Here is a 17,641-nt window from a genome sequence, read left to right as displayed (position 1 = left end):
GAACAAGCCCCTCGCCCGACCCTCGCCCGCCTGCGGGAGAAGGACAGGGTGAGGGCTCTGTCGAGCTTCAGAAAATCCCGAGCGTCCGCTGCAGCGCGTTGGAGAAATGCGATTGCAGCGCCGCCTCGGCGCCGTCGGCGTCGCGCGCCTTGCAGGCGTCGAGCAGAACCAGATGCTCGCGCAGCGTACGCAGCACGATCGGCGTCGTCAGCGTACGGTCGAGACGGATCAGCTGCAGATAATTGTGGACGCGCTGATAGGTCGATCCGATCAACGGATTGCCCAGCGCGCCGATGATCTCGAAATGCAGGGCGGAGTCGATCGCCACCATCTCGGGCGCGACCTCCGGCGAGAAGCCAACGCTCTCCAACGTCGCGATACCGCGATGATGGCGCGCGATGATGGCGTCGAGTAATTCGACCGACGCCGTCTCGGCGAAGACCCGTACCGCCGGCCGCTCGAGTATGCCGCGCAGCTGATAGGTATTCCGCGCCAGTTCGAAATCCGCCTTCAGAAAGCGGATGCCCGAGCGCGGATGGATCGTCAGCAGCCCCTCGGTCTGCAGCACGCGCAGCGCATCGCGCAGCGGCGCCACCGGCACGCCGATCAGCTTGACCAGATCGTTCTGCGACACGAAGGCGCCGGCCGGCAATTCGCGTCCGAACAGCCGGTCCAGAATCCGCTCATAGGCGACCTCGCTCAACGAGACGGTGACGCTTTCCGCCTCACGCTCGGCTGCCTCGGAAGCGGCGCCGGCTTGCGGTGAAATCAGATCTGATCTATCAGATCGTCTACGTGACATATCAACACTCACTTTTGATCGATTAAGCGAGCATAGCATGCGTATCGTGGATTTCCGAATTGTCCGCTTCCAGTTCGCCCGCGACCGGGTCATCGGCGACAGCCAGGTCCGCATCGCGCATGCCCATGTCGCGACCGTGGAGCTGATCGCCGACAACGGCCTGGTCGGCCTCGGCTTCGTCGCCTCGCTGTTCAATCCGCTGCCGTCGCAGGCCGAGATCGAGCGCATCTTCCGCGCCGAGATCTGGCCGGGCCTCGAAGGTCAGGAGCCGGCGGCGCTGGTTCACAAGGTCCGTCGCCCGCGCGGCGGCAACATCCGCGGCGCCTCGCTTCCCTTCGGCGAAGGCATCGACCAGGCGCTCTGGGACCTGACGGCCAAGGACCTGAAGATGCCGCTCTGGAAGCTGCTCGGCGGCACCAAGCCGCGGGTCAAGGCCTATGCCAGCGGCCTCGACTTCCATCTTTCCGACGACGATTACTGCGCGTTGTTCGATCACGCCGCGTCGATCGGCTACAAGGCTTTCAAGATCAAGGTCGGCCATCCCGACATCGAGCGCGACCTGCACCGCCTTGACCTGCTGGTGAAGACGGTCGGCAAGCCCGAGGCGATCATGATCGACGCCAATGAGGGCTGGTCGCCGCAGCAGACCGTCCGCAACATGAACAAGATCAAGGATGCCGGCTTCGACATCCTCTGGATCGAGGATCCCTGCCTGCGCTACGATTTCGAAGGCCTGAAGATGATCCGGGCCGGCTGCCCGTTCACGCTGGTCAATTCGGGCGAGTATTTCGACGCGCACGGCAAGCGCCAGCTGATCGAAGCGCGCGGCACCGACATGATCAATGTGCACGGCTTCGTCTCGGAAGTGATGCGGATCGGCTGGCTCGCCGCCGAGCACGGCATTCCCGTCAGCCTCGGCAACTCCTTCCTGGAGATTGGCGTCAACATGGCGATCGCCCTGCCCGAGGTCGAATGGCTCGAATATTCGTTCCAGAATTTCGACCATCTGGTCGAGACGCCGTTCGAGATCCGCGATGGCTGGATCCATGCGCATGACCGCATCGGCCATGGCCTGGTGCTTTCGGACGCTGCCCGCAGCGAATGGGCCGTCCCCGAGGTGATGGCAAACGAGGACCTGCCGCCGGCACCGGTGAACACGCGCCTGCCGCACTAGGCGGGCGTCCAAACGAAAATGCCCGCCACCGCGCTCGCCGGCAGCGGGCAAGGGAGAGATATGCGAGGGAGGAGACTAGGATGAAGACGACCAAGAGGTTCCTGCGCACCGGCACGATGCTCGCCGCCGGGCTCGCCATCACCATCGGGTCCCTGGGCATGGCCCAGGCCGAGGACGCCACGCTCACCGTCTGGGACTGGAAGTCGGGCGATCCGACGACGGCGCCCTACTACGACAAGGTGAAGGCCGATTTCGAGGCCGCCCATCCCGGCGTGACGGTCAAGTTCGTCATGCAGCCGCATGATCAGTACTACACGCTGCTCGGGACGGCGATCGCCGCCAGCAAGGGCCCGGACGTCGTGCTGGTGCATGGCGGCTCGCAGGCCAAGGAGCGCATCGCCGCGCTGACCAACCTCAGCGACAAGGTCGCCGACATCAAGACGCGCGTCGCCGGCTGGGACGAGTTCGCCGGTCCCGACGGCAGCCCTTATGCCGTGCCGATCTCGATCCAGGGCCTCGCCGTCTACTACAACAAGGAACTCTACAAGAAGGCCGGCCTCGATCCGGAGAAGACGCCGCAGAACTGGGCCGAGCTCAAGGAGATCTGCGCCAAGCTGAAGGCCGCCGGCACGACCTGCTTCGCGCTCGGCAACAAGGAAGGCTACGGCGCCGACTTCTTCTATTCGTCCGCCGCCGCCAACGCGCTGACATCAGCGCAGCAGGCCGCCTGGACCGCCGGCGACCTGAAGTGGTCGAGCCCGGAGATCAAGGCGATCGTCCAGGCCTGGGTCGATACCCAGAAGGACGGCTGGTACGCGGAAGGCGCCAATTCGACCGCCAAGTTCATGGACGAATACCAGAGCTTCGAGCGCTCGGAGAACGCCAACACGATCGGCCTCCTGTCCGACGTGGCGCACTGGAAGGAATTCGACGAATTCCTCGAGCCGGAGAATGTCGGCGTCTTCGTCATGCCGCCGGTGACGGCCAGCGTGAACGAGAAGCTGCTCATGCCGCTCGCCGGCGGCATCGGCTACGGCGTGACCAAGTTCTCGCCGCACCAGGACCTCGCCATCGCGCTCGCCAAGAGCTTCGCCGACACGCCGGCGATGCAGATCTTCTTCGAGGCCGCCGGCGCGGTGCCGTCGGATACCGCCGTCGACACGTCGAAGGTCGAAAGCCCGTCGGCCAAGGTCGTGCTCGGCTCGCTCTCGAACGGCGCGGCGCTGCTGCACAACAACACCTCGACGGCCGAGACCGAGGAATGGCATCGCCAGAGCCAGATGCTGTTCACCGGCGAGACCACGGTCGACAAGGCCGTTGCCCGCCTCGACGAAGTCCAGGCCCAGGCCAAGAAGAAGTAGTCTTCGGCCCTGAAGCCGCAGAGTGCATCCACACGCTCGCCGTCATCCCGGGCTTGACCCGGGATCCATGCAGCCGGAGTCCCATCGGATTCGGCTGGATGGATCCCCGCTTTCGCGGGGATGACGGGAGCGCGATGTCCTGGCGGCTTCATCTCCCTTCACCTCTCCCTGAGGGAGAGGTCGACGGCCGGAGGCCGGCGGGTGAGGGTTTAGGGAACCATCCGGTGAGGCCGTAAACCCTCACCCGGCGCTTTGCGCCGACCTCTCCCTCAGGGAGAGGTAAGGAACTTCCCCGCCTTGATATCGAGTGTCGCCTGCGGCGGCGCTCTCTTTCACAAACCGGATGCACCGCTCCGCGCCGGAACGGAACCATCCTCTGCTAGAGGCCCTCGCATGACCGAGACCCTTCCCGCGACCGCCGCCAAGCGCCGCAAGGCGACTGCCGCCGCGCATGCCGATCCCGGCAGCCGCGGCATCGAACGCCTCGCCTATCTGTTCGTGCTGCCGGCGCTGGCGCTCGTGGTGGTGTTCCGCATCATTCCGCTGATCTGGGGCCTCGGCTATTCCTTCACCGATTATGACGGCATGTCGGCGCCGCGCTTCGTCGGGCTCGACAACTATATCGGCATCGCGCACGACCCCGTCTTCCTCGACAGCCTGGTCAACATGCTGATCCTGCTGGCGACGCTGCCGATCTGGATCGGCCTGCCGCTGGTGCTCGCCATCCTGATCCACCAGGGCGTGCCGGGCGGCAAGATCTTCCGCGCCGTCTATTTTTTCCCGGCCGTGCTCTCCTCCGTCATCGTCGGCGCCATCTTTAACGTGCTGCTGCGCTATGACGGCTCGTTCAACCTGTTCCTGAAGGCGCTCGGCTTCTCGGCCGTCGACTGGCTCGGCAATTCGTCGACGGCGCTGTTCAGCCTGATCGCCGTGCAGCTCTGGTCGACCTTCGGCATGAGCCTCCTGATCTTCATCGCCGGCCTCTCGACCGTTTCCTCCGAAATGCTGGAGGCGGCCAAGCTCGACGGCGCCAAGCTGATGCAGACCTGGTGGTATATCGTCATCCCGTCGATCCGGCCGATCATCGAATTCGCCGCCGTCGTCACCACGATCGGCATGCTGACCTCGATGTTCGGGTTGATCTACGTGCTGACGGCCGGCGGCCCCGGCACCTCGACCATCCTGCCGGAATTCCTGATCTGGCTTGAGCAGGGCAAGATGAACCGCCCCGGCTATGCCAGCGCGATCTCGATGGTGCTGTTCGTGATGATGGCCGGCCTCGCCGCCATCCAGATCCGCATCATGTCCCGCAACGCGGACATCTAGGAAAGTCGGCGTCATGGCTGAAGTCAAAACCCGCGAGAAGCGCATTCTCTGGATCGTCTCGATCCCGATGGCGCTGCTCGCCCTCTCCGCCGTCTATCCGGTCTTCTTCGCCATCAACGCGGCGCTGAAGACGCGAAAAGGCTATGTGCTCGACCGCTTCGGCCTGACGACCAATCCGACCTTCGTCAATTTCTCGCAGGCCTGGAACCAGTCACGGCTGTCCGAATATTTCACCAATTCGGTGGTGGTGACCGTCGGCGCGGTGCTGGTGCTGCTGGTCGTCGCCTCGATGGCCGGCTTCGCGCTCGCGGTCCTGCGCTTCCGCGGCCGCCGGGTGATCTTCATGATCATCCTGGTGTCGCTGATGATCCCGGTGCAGGTCGTGCTGGTGCCGTTCTACCGGACCATGATCGGCCTCAACCTGATCGACAGCCGGCCCGGCCTGATCATCGCCTATACGGCGTTCTTCCTGCCGTTCAGCGTCTATCTGATGACCGCCTTCTACGCCCGTCTGCCGCGCGAGCTGTTCGAGGCGGCGCAGATCGACGGCGCCAACCTGCTCCGGGTCTGGTGGCACATCATGCTGCCGATGGGCAAGCCGGCTCTTGTGACGCTCGGCATCCTGAACACGCTCTATTGCTGGAACGACGTACTGATCTCGCTGCTCGTGCTGCAGGACCAGCGCACCCTGATGGTCGGCATCGCGGCCTTGCGCGGCGAATACACCACCAACGTGCCGCTGCTCGCCGCCGGCATCTGCCTCGCCGCCGCGCCGATTGTCCTCATCTACGTCATCTTCCAGCGTCAGATCGTCAACGGCATCGCCGTCGGCGCGGTGAAGGGATGAGTTCCGGGGACCTGACCCCTATCTAGAACCTCCCCTTGAGGGAGGGTTCAAGTCGAGCGGCAGACATCAACGACCGAGCCAATCCGGAAGGAACGAAAATGCAGCGCATGGGCATGGTGATCGGCGTGAAGCCCGAGGCTATCGCCGAATACAGGCGGCTGCACGCCACCGGCTCGGCCGAGGTCAACGCGCTGCTCTCCGCCTGCGGCGTCAGAAACTATTCGATCTACCTGCGCGAGCCGGAAAACCTGCTGTTCGGCTATTGGGAATATCACGGCGCCGACTGGGCGGCGGATGCTGCCCGGCTGGACCAGGAACCGGCGATCCGGGCATGGCTCGGCCAGACCGATCCCTGCCAGCAACCGCTCGCCTCGGCCAAGGCCGGCGAGTGGTGGTCGGAGATGGAAGAGGTCTTCCATATCGACTGACGCCTCGGCCGCGCCACAGGACGAGAGCCGCCCCATTTGATCGCGGGGGTTGCAGTTTTGCACCCCGAAGCAAAAGCCGATGATTGCCGCGTCTTGTGGCGATCGCGTTTCTCCGACGCGTCAGAAAACGGCCCTGACCGTCTCCGGCGCGACTGAATGCACCCTTGATAAGGGGCATTGAACCGGATTTGATGCGCGTTTTGCGGCGGGCAGTCGCGGGGGCAGCGAATTTCGGGCAATGCCAACCTCTCCAAGACCGAGCGGGGCACCTGGCGGGATTTCATTCCGGCCGGGCTGCTTTTGCTCGTCAGCGTGTTTGCGATCTTCGTCGGCTCGATGACGGCGGACGCCGGGACCAAGGAGGTCGCCGTGCTGGCCCCGGTCTGGGCCAGCGCCGCGGAAACGGCCGAGATCGTGGCGCGCTCGGGCGGCAGCATCGTCGCCGGCGCCGGCGTCGCCAACGTGATCATCGCCCGATCCGACAATCCCGATTTCGTCTCGACGCTCTACAGCGCCGGCGCCTGGCTGGTCCTCGACGCCGTCAAGCTGCGCGGTTGCCTGTCTGTGTGAACGGCGCCGACGCGCCGCTGGTTGTTCAAGGAATGCATGATGGCCGAACTCGATAGGCTGCGACATCATTTCGGCCTGTTCCTGGTGGTCCTGACCTGGGTCCATGTTCCGTTCGTGGCGCTGGTAGCGTGGTCGATCGGCCGCGACGCCCTGGCGCCGACGCTGCTGGCGGTGGGACTGGCGACCGCTCTGCAGGCCTCCTGGCTGCTGCGCGGACCGGCGCCGGTGACGCGCTACGTCTCGGCCGTCGCGCTGATGGGTCAGCCGGCCCTGCTCGTCTACCTGTTCTCGGGACATCCGTGGCAGATGGACATGCACATGTACTTCTTCGCCACGCTGGCACTGGTCATCGGCTGGTGCGACTGGCGCCCGGTCGTGGTCGCGGCCGTCGCGGTCGCCGCGCACCATCTGATGCTGAATTTCGTCTTCCCCTACGCGGTGTTCCCGCTCGGGGCCGACCTGCCGCGCGTCTATCTGCATGCCTCGATCGTCGCCTTCCAGACGGCGGTCCTCGTGTGGCTGAGCATCACGCTCAGCGCCAGCTTCCGCCGCATCAAGGCGATGAGCGACGAGATCGTGCGCTACAACGGCACGCTGGAGGTGAAGTCCCGCGAAGCCAACGCCGCCAGCATCGCCAAGAGCCTGTTCCTGGCCAATATGAGCCATGAGATCCGCACGCCGATGAACGCGATCCTCGGCTTCAGCCATCTGGCGCTGCGGACCGACCTGACGCCGAAGCAGGCTGATTATGTCAGCAAGATCAAGGCGGCCAGCACCGCGCTGCTCGGCCTGATCAACGACATCCTCGACTTCTCCAAGGTCGAGGCCGGCATGCTGACGCTGGAAAACACCCATTTCGACATCCGCGAGACGATCGAGAACGCCACCGCCATCTCGGCCGTCAAGGCGGCCGAAAAGGGCGTCGACATCCGCATCGCCGTCGACGACAACGTGCCGGCGACGCTGCTCGGCGACGCGCTGCGGCTGAACCAGATCATCCTCAACCTCGTCTCGAACGCGGTGAAGTTCACCGAGCGCGGCGGCGTCATCCTGTCGATCCGCGCCCTCGAGCGCCACGACCCGGACCTCCTGCTCGAAGTATCGATCCGCGATACCGGCATCGGCATGACGGCGGAGCAGCAGAAGGGCCTGTTCCGCTCGTTCAGCCAGGCCGACAGCTCGATGACGCGCCGCTTCGGCGGCACCGGTCTCGGCCTCGCCATCAGCAAGCAGTTGGTCGAGCTGATGGGCGGCTCGATCCGCGTCGACAGCGTGCCGAACGCCGGCAGCACCTTCACCTTCACCGTGCGGATGCAGATCGGCGACGCGGCCCAACTCGCCAGCGCCGCCCATGTCGAGGAACTGCGCGGCCTTCGCGTGCTGATCGTCGACGACAACCCGGCCTCGCGCGAGATCCTGCACAATCTGTTCGAGAGCTGGTCGGTCCAGGCCGATCTCGTCGCCTCCGGCACCGAGGCGATCGCCTTCCTCGAGGCGGCCAACGCGCGCGGCACCAATTACGACCTGATGCTGATCGACTGGAAGATGCCCGGCATGGACGGCATCGAGGCCGTCGAGGCGATGCGGGCGAGCGAGAAGCTCGTCCGCCTGCCGACCATCATGATGGTGAGCGCCTATGCCCGCGAGGAGGCCATGGCCGACGCCCGCGAGGCCGGCATCTCCGCCTTCCTCGTCAAGCCGATCGATCCCGCGGTGCTCCTGTCGCAAATCACCCAGTTCATCAGCCTCGACCGCAAGCCGGACGCCGATTCCCCGGCGCTTCCCGCCGTGCCGATGGTGGCGCCCGAGCTGCGCGGCGCCAGCGTTCTCCTCGTCGAGGACAACGAGATCAACAGCGAGGTGGCGTTCGAGATCCTGCGCGACGGCGGTCTCAGCGTCGAACTGGCCGCCAATGGCCGCATCGCCTGCGAGCTGGTGCTGGATTCGGGCCGGCACTACGACGTGGTGCTGATGGACATCCAGATGCCGGAAATGGACGGCATCACCGCGACGCGCCGCATCCGCGAACGCGTGCCCTCGCAGGCCCTGCCGATCATCGCCATGACGGCGCATGCCTATGAGCAGGAGCGGCAGAACTGCCTCGACGCCGGCATGAACGACCATGTCGCCAAGCCGGTCGACCCGGCGCTGCTGATGCGCACGCTGGAACGCTGGCTGAAGCCTGGCGCCGGCGCGCCCGACGCGAAGCCGGCGGACAGCGCGACGCCGACGGCAGGGCTCTCGGCGACCGAATTGCCGGCGGACCTGCCGCCCTTCGACATCCCCGTCGCCCTCCATCGCGTCAACGGCAAGACCGCCCTGCTCCGCAAGCTGATCGTCAGTTTCGGCGTCAAGTATCGCGGCCTCGTCGCGACGCTGCGGGAGGACATCGACTCCGGCGCGCTGGACGAGGCGCGCCGCCTCGCCCATACGCTGAAGGGCGTCGCGGGGTCGCTGGAGCTGCGCAAGGTGGCCGAAGCCTCCCGCCAGCTGGAGGATGCCCTGGCGCATCGCGAGCTGATGAACATCGACGAGCTCGTCGAGCGGCTCGACCAGGCGCTGCAGCCGGCCCTCGCCGCGGCGCGCTCGCTGCAACCGGCCGAGGCCGTGGCTCCGGCAGCCGTCGAAGCAAGGCTCGACGACGCGGGCCGCGCCGAGGCGACGCGGCTGCTGGCCGAGCTCCGCCAGCAGCTCGCCGTGCGCAGCATGCGGGCCCGCAAGACCTTCGAGGCCCTGGAGGCGGCGCTCGCCGGTGCGAGCGAGGCGAAGCACCTCGACGCAATCCGCGACCCGATCGCCCGGCTCGATTTCGTGAACGCCCTGGCCGGGCTCGACGCCATAGAACGTCAGTTCGTCGATACCAAGGAAATACTGAATTGAATAAGCGGCCATCGATCCTCATCGTCGATGACGAAGTCAGCAACATCGAGATCCTGAGCGCCGTGCTCGAGGAGGATCACGATATCTATTTCGCCACCTCGGGCGATGAGGCGCTGGAAATCGCGCGGTCGGCCTTGCCCGATCTGATCCTGCTCGACGTGCTGATGCCCGGCACGGACGGCTACGAGGTCTGCGCCCGGCTGAAAGGCGATGCGCTGCTTGCCGACGTACCGGTGATCTTCACAACCGCGCTCGGCGACCAGGAGGCCGAGGTCAAAGGCCTGACGCTCGGCGCCATCGACTACATCCACAAGCCGATCTCGCCCGTCATCGTCCGTGCCCGCGTGCGCAACCACCTCGAGATGAAGCGCCTGCGCGACGACCTCGCCAAGATGGCGGTAACCGACGCGCTGACCGGCCTCGGCAATCGCCGCCGGCTGGAAAAGGCCCTCAACGTCGAGACCGCCCGCCTCGCCGCCAGCGGCGGGCTGCTGTCCGTCATCATCCTCGACATCGATTTCTTCAAGCGCTTCAACGACCTCTACGGCCATACCGCCGGCGACCGCTGCTTGACGATGGTCGCCGCTGCGCTGAACCGCGCCGTGCACCATGCCAGCGATCTGACCATCCGCTATGGCGGCGAGGAATTCGCCTGCGTCCTGCCGGAGACGCAGCATGAGGACGCCATGGTGATCGCCCAGGGCATCCGCGAGCGGGTCGAGGCGCTGAGCATCCCGCATTCCGGCTCCGACGTCGCGCCGACCGTCTCGGTCAGCGTCGGCGTCGCCACGGCGCCCTGCGTTCCCGGCGCTTCGCCGGAAGCCTGGATCCGCGCCGCCGACAAGCAGCTCTATCTCGCCAAGGCGGCCGGCCGCAACGTCGTCTCCGGCACGACCTTCGAGGCGCCGGTCGCCACGTCGGCCGAGAACCTCCGCCCGGTTTCGTCCTCCGCATGGACCGCCGGCTCAGAAGTCTGAAGACAATCCCGGCCGCCTGTGCTTCGATCATGACAGCCCGCACCGAATCCCAGAGACGGGCGTCATTTCGGGAGGATGATCGTGGGAATTGCACTCGTCACCGGCGCTTCACGCGGGCTTGGCGCAGCGATCGCAAAGGGGCTGGGCGCCGCCGGATGGACGGTCGCGGTCAACTTCGCGCATGACGATATCGGCGCCGGCAGCGTCGTCGACGCCATCACCAGCGCCGGCGGCCAGGCGGCCGCCTTCAAGTTCGACGTCACCGACAAGGCGAGCGTCCGCCATGGCATCGCCGAGATCAGCCGCCAACTCGGCCCCGTCGACGTCATCGTCAACAACGCCACCGGACCGCAGCCGCTGATCCCGATCGAGGACCAGACCTGGGACGATCACCTCGACCAGCTGCGCTTCTTCGTCAAGGCGCCGCTGCTGCTGCTGCAGGCGGTGCTGCCGGACTGGCGCACGCGCCGCGCCGGCCGCGTCATCAATATCGGCTCGGAAGTGGTCGACATGGGCAATCCGATCTTCGGCCACTATGTCGCCGCCAAGGCCGCCATGGTCGGACTGACGCGCTCCTGGGCGCGCGAGCTGGGTCCCGAGGCGATCACCGTCAACCTGGTGGCGCCGGGCTTCATCCCGGTCGAGCGCCATGCCGACACCACGGCCGACGAGCTCGAGGACTATCGCCGTCTGGTGCCACTCGGCCATCAGGGCGTGCCGGAGGATATTGCCGGCATCGTCACCTTCCTGGCCTCGCCGGCTGCCGATTTCATCACCGGCCAGACCTTCGCGGTGAATGGCGGGCGCACCCTCGCCTGATCGACGATTTCGAGCGCCCGGACGGCCGCCGCCCGGGCGTGACCTGCCATCGAATGGACTTTCCATGTCACTTCCGATCCGCGGCGACTTCCGGCTGCGAAAGGCCGATTTCGCCGATCTTCCGGCCGTCTACCGGGTCTGTCTCCAGACCGGCGATGCCGGCAAGGACGCCACCGCGCGCGAGGACGATCCCGACGCGCTCGGCCACATGTTCATCGGTCCCTATCTGGTGCTGGAGCCCGACTTCGCCTTCGTGCTCGAGGGCCCGCGCGGCGTCGCCGGCTATGTCATGGGCGCGCTCAACACGCCGGACTTCTACCTGCGCATGGAGCGTGACTGGCTGTCGGAAGTGCGCAAGCGGATCCCCGATCCGGGCCCGGACGAAAGCCGGTGGCGCGGCAGCGACTGGATCCGTCACCGCATCCACAATCCGCCCTACCTCTATCCGCCGGCCCTGCACGCCTTTCCCTCGCACGGCCATATCGACTTCCTGCCCGAGGCACGCGGTGTCGGCTGGGGCCGGCGCGGCTTCCAGCACCTGATGAACGCGCTGGCGGAGGCGGGATCGCCGGGCATGCATCTCGACGTCAGCCCGCAGAACGACCCGGCGATCGCCTTCTACGAAAAGCTCGGCTTCGCGCCGGTCCTCTCGGACGACATGCCGGCCGGCTCGCTCACCATGGCGCGACGGTTCTGAGCCGGCCTAGACCGACGCCCCGACCCGCAGGCTGCGCAGATAGGCCACCAATTCGCCGCCGGACTGCTCGATCGGGCGGTCGTTGACGATCGTGAGGTCGGGATCGACCTCGCGCGCGCAGACCGCCTCGCGCTCGAGCCGCGCGGCGACGCCTGCTTCCGTCTCGCGGCCGCGTGCGATCAGGCGGGCCGCCAGAACCGCATCCGGCGCGGAGATCGCCACCACGCGCACGGCGGCAAAGCGCTCGCGCGCTGCGGCAATGGCCCCGCGTGAAAAATTACAGATGACGACGGCGCCATTGTCGATCGCCTCGCTGGTCGCGGCCGGCAGCGCATAGCCGAGGCCATGCGCCCGCCAGGACACCGGGAAGCTGCCGGTCTCGACTCCTCTGGCGAACGCCGCCTCGTCCAGCGTGTCGTGATCCTCGAAGGCGTTCTCGTCCCGCGTGACGAGCCGGCGCACGAAGACGAAACCGTCATCCTGCGCCAGCGCCGCCTTGGCGTGGCCGATCAGCGTATCCTTGCCGACCCCGCTCGGGCCGACGACCGCCACCAGAACTCCGCTGCTCATCGCCGCCTCACGAGACCCGCTGCCCTTCGCGCCAGACCTGGCGCACGATCGGCGTCGGATTTCCCGAAGCCGCGCCGCTGACATGGACCCGGACCAGATCCGCGCGCAAGCCCGTTTCGAGCGCGCCGCGATCGGCAAGGCCGGTCGCCTGCGCCGGCGTCAGCGTGACGGTACGGATGGCGGCGGCCAGGTCGATGCCGGGAATCCGGCGCGGCAGTTCGAAGGCGGACATCAGCAGACTCGCAGGCACATAATCCGACGACAGAATATCCAGAACGCCGGCGCGTGCGAGGTCTTCGGCTGCGACATTTCCGGAATGCGAGCCGCCGCGCACGACATTCGGCCCGCCCATCATGACGCGGATGCCGGCCCGGTTGAGCGCCTCGGCCGCCTCGATCGTGGTCGGGAACTCGGCCAGGGCCACCCCATTGCCGACGGCTTCCGCCGCATGCGCCGCGGTGGCGTCGTCATGGCTCGCCAGAACCGCGCCCTTTTCGGCCGCGATGGCGACCAGCCGGAGACGATTCGGGCCGGCATTGTTGGCGTGCAGCTCGAGCCGGTTGGCGATGAAGCTGTTCGCCTCGGCATCCGACATCGGCTTCTTGCGCATGTAGTAGCGGCGCCAGGTCTCGAGATCCTTGAACTGGCGCTGGCCGGGCGTGTGGTCCATCAGCGACATCATGTCGACCGGGTACAGCGCGGCATAGGCTTCGACATGCTCGATGACGTCGTCGCAGGCGATCTCGCAGCGCAGGTGCGTCTTGTGCTCGACGCGGAGATGGCCGGTGGCGCGCGCCTCCTCGATCGCCGCCGCCAGCAGCGCAAGGTCGGTGCCGATCGAGGCCGAGTCGGCGTCGGAGCCGGCGCGGAGCGAGTCGAACACGGTGGTGATGCCGGCCGCCGCGATCTGCGCATCATACGCCATGACGGAGGAGAGCGCGTGCCAGCGCACATGCGGGCGCGGCGCGAAATGCGCCTCGAGGTGGTCCGTATGCAGCTCGACCAGGCCCGGCACGATGATATCGCCGGCCATGTCGAGGCCGCGCTCCGGCGCCTTGCCCTCGCCGATCTCGGCGATCTTGCCGTCGGCGATGGCGATCCAGCCCTGCTCCACCACCCGATCGGGCAGGACGAGGCTGGCATTCTCGATCAGGAATTCGGTCGGTTCGGTCATTTCGATCTCGTTTGCGGGAATGCGGTTGCGGTTCAGGCCGCCTTCGAAGCAGCGAATTCCGTCACGTCGACGATGCGATCAGCCACCTGCTGGCGCACATCCTCGTCATGGAAGATGCCGATGATGGCGGCGCCCGCCCGCTTCTTCTCCTCGATCAGCCGCACCACGACGGCGCGGTTGGCGGCGTCCAGCGAGGCGGTCGGCTCGTCGAGCAGCAGCACCGGCCGGTCGGCGGCAAGGCCGCGGGCGATATTGACGCGCTGCTGCTCGCCACCCGAGAAGGTCGCCGGCGGCAGACTCCAGAGCCGCTCCGGCACATTCAGGAGCGTCAAGAGCCGCTCGGCCCGCGCCCAGGCTTCCGCCTGCGCCACACCGCTGTCGGCGGCCGCGCCGGCGACGATGTCGAGCGAGGAGACGCGCGGGATCACGCGCAGGAACTGGCTGACATAGCCCATCACGGAGCCGCGCAGCGCCAGGATGCGGCGCGGCTCGGCGGTGGCGACGTCGATGTCCTCGTCGCCGTCGCGCACCAGGATGCGGCCGTGATCGCAGCGGTAGTTGCCGTAGATCATCTTGAGGATCGACGATTTGCCGGCGCCGGAAGGGCCACCGAGCACGACGCATTCGCCGGGCTTCACGGAAAAGGAGACGCTGTCGACGACGCTGATCTTCAGCCCGTCGCGCAGATGCAGGGTGAAGGCCTTCGAGACGCCTTCGAGGGTGACGAGGTTCTGGGTCATGCTGCGAGCACCGAAGAAACGAGAAGCTGCGTGTAGGCCTCGCGCGGGTCGTCCAGCACCTGGTCGGTGAGGCCGGTCTCGATCACCCTTCCCTGGCGCATCACCATGATGCGGTGCGACAGCAAGCGAGCGACGGCGAGGTCGTGGGTGACGATGATGACCGCGAGGCCGAGTTCCGAGACGAGGCCGCGGATCAGGTCGAGCAGGCGGGCCTGCACCGAGACGTCGAGGCTGGATGTCGGCTCGTCCATGAAGACGAGGCGCGGATGCGTGACCAGGTTGCGGGCGATCTGCAGGCGCTGCCGCATGCCGCCGGAAAAGCTTTTCGGCAGATCGTCGATCCGCTCGGGCTCGATCTCGACGCGGTTGAGCCAGTCGCTCGCCGTGTCGCGAATGCGGCCATAATGCCTGCCGCCGACCGCCATCAGCCGTTCGCCGACATTGCCGCCGGCGGAGACGCCCATGCGCAGTCCGTCGCGGGCATCCTGACGGACAAAGCCCCAGTCGGTGCGGAGCAGGAAGCGGCGCTCGGCCTCGGACAGGTCGAACAGGTTGCGCGTCTCACCGTCGCGCATCCGGTAGTTCACGGCGCCCGCCGTCGGCGAGAGTTCGGTCGCCAGCAGGCCAAGAAGGGTCGACTTGCCGGAGCCGGACTCGCCGACCACCGCCAGAACCTCGCCCTCATAGAGATCGAAATTCACATCGCGGCAACCGAGCCGCTGGCCGTAATGCTTGCCGAGATTGCGGGCGGAAAGCAGCGGCTTGTCGTTCAGCTTCGCCATCATGATGCGGCTCCGTCGATGAGTTCAACCTGCAGGGCGCGATCGCCGGAAACCGGCTCCAGCCGGAAGCTGAAGCCGTACTTCTCGAAGCCGAGGCTTTCGTAGAATGCGTGCGCCTTGGTCGACTTGATGTTGGAGGAGAGCGCCACCTTGTAGGCGCCCTTCGCTTCGGCCAGCCGGAACGCCTGCCGGATCATGGCGCGGCCGATGCCCCCGCCCTGATGGCCGTTCGCCACGACGACATTCTCGACCAGCGCCGACGACATGCCCCAATGGGCGAGATTGTCGATCACCATCAGCGAGAAGGTGCCGACGATCTCGCTATCGATCTCTGCGCAATAGGCGGCGAAATCGGGATAGGTCGCCATACGAGCGAGCGTCGCCTTCGCCGCGTCGAGCGTGGTGACGCGGCCATTGTTGAAGTCCGGCTGGGCATAGAGCGAAAGCAGGATCGGCAGGTCGGCTTCCGTCGCCTTGCGGACAGAAACGTCGGTCATCACGCCGCTCCCCCGACAAGGTGCGGCGCCTCGCCGGAAAGTTCGCCGCGATGGCCATCGGCCCGGCGTTCCTCGCAATAGTCCGAGTCCGAGCAGACGAACATCCGGCCGCCGCGGTCATCCAGCACGACCTCGTCGAGATAGACGTTGGTCGCCGCACAGAGCGCGCAGGGCTTGTCGAAGCGCTGCACCTCGAACGGATGATCCTCGAAATCGAGGCTGCGCACCTTGGTGAAGGGCGGCACGGCATAGATGCGCTTCTCGCGACCGGCGCCGAACAATTGCAGCGCCGGCGACATGTGCATCTTCGGATTGTCGAATTTCGGCGTCGGCGACGGGTTCATCACATAGCGATCCGCCACCTCGACCGGATAGTCGTAGGTCGTGGCGATATGGCCGTGGCGCGAGATGTCCTCGTAGAGCTTCACATGCATCAACCCGTAATCGGCCAGCGCATGCAGCTTGCGGGTCTCCGTCTCGCGCGGTTCGAGGAAGCGCAGCGGTTCCGGGATCGGCACCTGGAAGACGATCGTCTGCTTTTCCGTCAGCTGCCGCTCCGGGATGCGGTGGCGCGTCTGGATGATCGTCGCGTCCTTCGTCTCCGTCGTCGTCGCGACGCCGGCGGTCTTGGCGAAGAACTTGCGGATCGAGACGGCGTTGGTGGTGTCGTCCGAGCCCTGGTCGATCACCTTCAGAACGTCGGCCGGGCCGATGATCGCCGCCGTCACCTGCACGCCGCCGGTGCCCCAGCCATAGGGCATCGGCATTTCGCGGCTGGCAAACGGCACCTGGTAGCCGGGGATGGCGATCCCCTTCAGGATCGCGCGGCGGATCATCCGCTTGGTCTGCTCGTCGAGATAGGCGAAGTTGTAGCCGCTCGCCTGCGGCGCTGCCACGGCGCTCATTCGGCCGCCTCCTTCAGCTCTTGCTGACGCGCCGCATATTCGGAGCGCATCTGGCGGACGAGCCCGAGCTCGGCCTGGAAATCGACGTAGTGCGGCAGCTTCAGATGCTCGACGAAGCCGGTCGCCTGGACGTTGTCGCAATGCGACAGCACGAATTCCTCGTCCTGTGCCGGGGCGGTGACATCCTCGCCGAACTCGCGCGTGCGGAGCGCCCGGTCGACCAGCGACATCGACATCGCCTTGCGCTCGCTCTGGCCGAAGACGAGGCCGTAGCCCCTTGTGAACTGCGGCGGCAGCTCGGCCGAGCCGTGGAACTGGTTGACCATCTGGCATTCGGTCAGCGCCACGGGGCCGAGCGGCACGGCGAAGCCAAGCTCCTCCGGCACGAACTCGGCCATCACCTCTCCAAAGCGGATCTCGCCGACGAAGGGATGGGTGCGGCCATAGCCGCGCTGGGTCGAATAGCCGAGCGCCAGCAGGAAGCCTTCGTCGCCACGGGCAAGCGCCTGAAGGCGGAGATCCCGGTCGGCCGGGAAATCGAGCGGCGCGCGGGTGAGATCGCCCACCTCGACTGTGTCATCGCGCAGCTCCTGCTCGATCAGCCCTTCGCCGTCGAGCAGATCCGTCACGCGCGGTGTCGCCTCGTGCTCGGTCTCGACTTCGGCAGGCAGCGGCGGCGTGACGCCGGCGGCGAGCATGAAGTCGATCAGCCGGTGCGTATAGTCGAAGGTCGGCCCGAGCACCTGCCCGCCGGGCAGGTCCTTGAAGGTGGCCGAGATGCGGCGCTCGATCGCCATGGCGCCGGTCTCGACCGGCTCGCCATTGCCGAAGCGCGGCAGCGTGGTGCGGAAGGCGCGGACGAGGAAGATCGCCTCGATCAGATCGCCGCGCGCCTGCTTGATGGCGAGCGCCGCCAGCGCGGGATCATAGAGCGAGCCCTCGGCCATGACGCGGTCGACGGCGAGCGCCAGCTGGGTCTCGATCTGGTCGGGAGAAAGGTCGGGGATCGAGATGGGACCGCGCCGCTCATGGGCGAGCAGCCCATGCGCGTTGTCGATCGCTTCCTCGCCACCCTTGACGGCGACATACATG

At 66.6% G+C, this 17,641-nt stretch carries 18 protein-coding genes; 10 read left to right on the top strand and 8 right to left on the bottom strand.

Translation table 11 applies throughout. The features are described from left to right. Positions 1-67: 67 nt before the first annotated feature. On the bottom strand, positions 68-703 hold the full coding sequence (locus G342_RS0100780) for a GntR family transcriptional regulator (protein WP_018181191.1): 636 nt from the start codon (positions 701-703) through the stop codon (positions 68-70). A gap of 136 nt (positions 704-839) precedes the next feature. Here G342_RS0100780 and G342_RS0100775 point away from each other — a divergent pair, with 136 nt between their 5' ends. From G342_RS0100775 to G342_RS0100730, 10 genes are all read left to right on the top strand, one after another. Beyond that, the gene (locus G342_RS0100775; RefSeq protein ID WP_018181190.1) at positions 840-1,976 is read left to right on the top strand and encodes a mandelate racemase/muconate lactonizing enzyme family protein; all 1,137 of its coding nucleotides are present in this window, start codon (positions 840-842) and stop codon (positions 1,974-1,976) included. Positions 1,977-2,056: 80 nt separating this feature from the next. Then, on the top strand, positions 2,057-3,337 hold the full coding sequence (locus G342_RS0100770) for an ABC transporter substrate-binding protein (RefSeq protein ID WP_018181189.1): 1,281 nt from the start codon (positions 2,057-2,059) through the stop codon (positions 3,335-3,337). Positions 3,338-3,730: 393 nt separating this feature from the next. Continuing rightward, positions 3,731-4,663 (top strand): carbohydrate ABC transporter permease, encoded by a 933-nt coding sequence (locus G342_RS0100765; RefSeq protein WP_018181188.1) that lies wholly within the window; start codon positions 3,731-3,733, stop codon positions 4,661-4,663. Positions 4,664-4,676: 13 nt separating this feature from the next. Beyond that, the gene (locus G342_RS0100760) at positions 4,677-5,510 is read left to right on the top strand and encodes a carbohydrate ABC transporter permease (protein ID WP_018181187.1); all 834 of its coding nucleotides are present in this window, start codon (positions 4,677-4,679) and stop codon (positions 5,508-5,510) included. A 98-nt stretch (positions 5,511-5,608) separates the two neighbouring features. Next, positions 5,609-5,938 (top strand): L-rhamnose mutarotase, encoded by a 330-nt coding sequence (locus G342_RS0100755; protein ID WP_018181186.1) that lies wholly within the window; start codon positions 5,609-5,611, stop codon positions 5,936-5,938. 300 nt (positions 5,939-6,238) lie between these two features. Beyond that, positions 6,239-6,508 (top strand): hypothetical protein, encoded by a 270-nt coding sequence (locus G342_RS22800; protein ID WP_018181185.1) that lies wholly within the window; start codon positions 6,239-6,241, stop codon positions 6,506-6,508. Between the two features lie 36 nt (positions 6,509-6,544). After that, positions 6,545-9,388 (top strand): hybrid sensor histidine kinase/response regulator, encoded by a 2,844-nt coding sequence (locus G342_RS0100745; protein ID WP_156830738.1) that lies wholly within the window; start codon positions 6,545-6,547, stop codon positions 9,386-9,388. Next, on the top strand, positions 9,385-10,365 hold the full coding sequence (locus G342_RS0100740; RefSeq protein WP_018181183.1) for a diguanylate cyclase: 981 nt from the start codon (positions 9,385-9,387) through the stop codon (positions 10,363-10,365). The genes G342_RS0100745 and G342_RS0100740 overlap by 4 nt, the downstream gene beginning before the upstream one ends. 75 nt (positions 10,366-10,440) lie before the next feature. Further along, positions 10,441-11,184 carry an SDR family oxidoreductase gene (locus G342_RS0100735; protein WP_018181182.1) on the top strand — a complete coding sequence of 248 codons (744 nt, stop codon included), beginning with the start codon at positions 10,441-10,443 and terminating at the stop codon, positions 11,182-11,184. 64 nt (positions 11,185-11,248) lie between these two features. After that, positions 11,249-11,881: a GNAT family N-acetyltransferase gene (locus tag G342_RS0100730; protein WP_018181181.1), complete on the top strand. Its 633-nt coding sequence runs from the start codon at positions 11,249-11,251 to the stop codon at positions 11,879-11,881. 6 nt (positions 11,882-11,887) lie between these two features. On the opposite strand, the gene phnN is transcribed toward G342_RS0100730, so the two are convergent. Genes phnN through G342_RS0100695 form a run of 7 tightly spaced genes read right to left on the bottom strand, consistent with a single transcriptional unit; the run spans position 11,888 to position 17,640 of the window. Continuing rightward, positions 11,888-12,451, bottom strand: coding sequence for a phosphonate metabolism protein/1,5-bisphosphokinase (PRPP-forming) PhnN (gene phnN, locus G342_RS0100725; protein ID WP_018181180.1), 564 nt, complete (start codon positions 12,449-12,451; stop codon positions 11,888-11,890). A gap of 7 nt (positions 12,452-12,458) precedes the next feature. Then, positions 12,459-13,625 carry an alpha-D-ribose 1-methylphosphonate 5-triphosphate diphosphatase gene (locus tag G342_RS0100720; RefSeq protein ID WP_018181179.1) on the bottom strand — a complete coding sequence of 389 codons (1,167 nt, stop codon included), beginning with the start codon at positions 13,623-13,625 and terminating at the stop codon, positions 12,459-12,461. Between the two features lie 32 nt (positions 13,626-13,657). After that, complete coding sequence (gene phnL, locus G342_RS0100715) at positions 13,658-14,365, bottom strand: phosphonate C-P lyase system protein PhnL (RefSeq protein ID WP_018181178.1); 708 nt, start codon at positions 14,363-14,365, stop codon at positions 13,658-13,660. Beyond that, positions 14,362-15,150 carry a phosphonate C-P lyase system protein PhnK gene (phnK, locus tag G342_RS0100710; RefSeq protein ID WP_018181177.1) on the bottom strand — a complete coding sequence of 263 codons (789 nt, stop codon included), beginning with the start codon at positions 15,148-15,150 and terminating at the stop codon, positions 14,362-14,364. Before phnK ends, phnL begins: the two co-directional genes overlap by 4 nt. Beyond that, the gene (locus G342_RS22795) at positions 15,147-15,644 is read right to left on the bottom strand and encodes a GNAT family N-acetyltransferase (RefSeq protein ID WP_018181176.1); all 498 of its coding nucleotides are present in this window, start codon (positions 15,642-15,644) and stop codon (positions 15,147-15,149) included. Before G342_RS22795 ends, phnK begins: the two co-directional genes overlap by 4 nt. Continuing rightward, a complete protein-coding gene (locus G342_RS0100700; protein WP_018181175.1) occupies positions 15,644-16,549 on the bottom strand; it encodes an alpha-D-ribose 1-methylphosphonate 5-phosphate C-P-lyase PhnJ in 906 nt (301 codons plus the stop codon). Before G342_RS0100700 ends, G342_RS22795 begins: the two co-directional genes overlap by 1 nt. Beyond that, a complete protein-coding gene (locus G342_RS0100695) occupies positions 16,546-17,640 on the bottom strand; it encodes a carbon-phosphorus lyase complex subunit (protein WP_018181174.1) in 1,095 nt (364 codons plus the stop codon). The genes G342_RS0100700 and G342_RS0100695 overlap by 4 nt, the downstream gene beginning before the upstream one ends. Position 17,641 lies beyond the last annotated feature (1 nt).

It is taken from the genome of Kaistia granuli DSM 23481, assembly GCF_000380505.1.
Taxonomy (GTDB): Bacteria; Pseudomonadota; Alphaproteobacteria; order Rhizobiales; family Kaistiaceae; genus Kaistia; species Kaistia granuli.
This window is presented reverse-complemented; position numbering and strand designations above follow the sequence as displayed.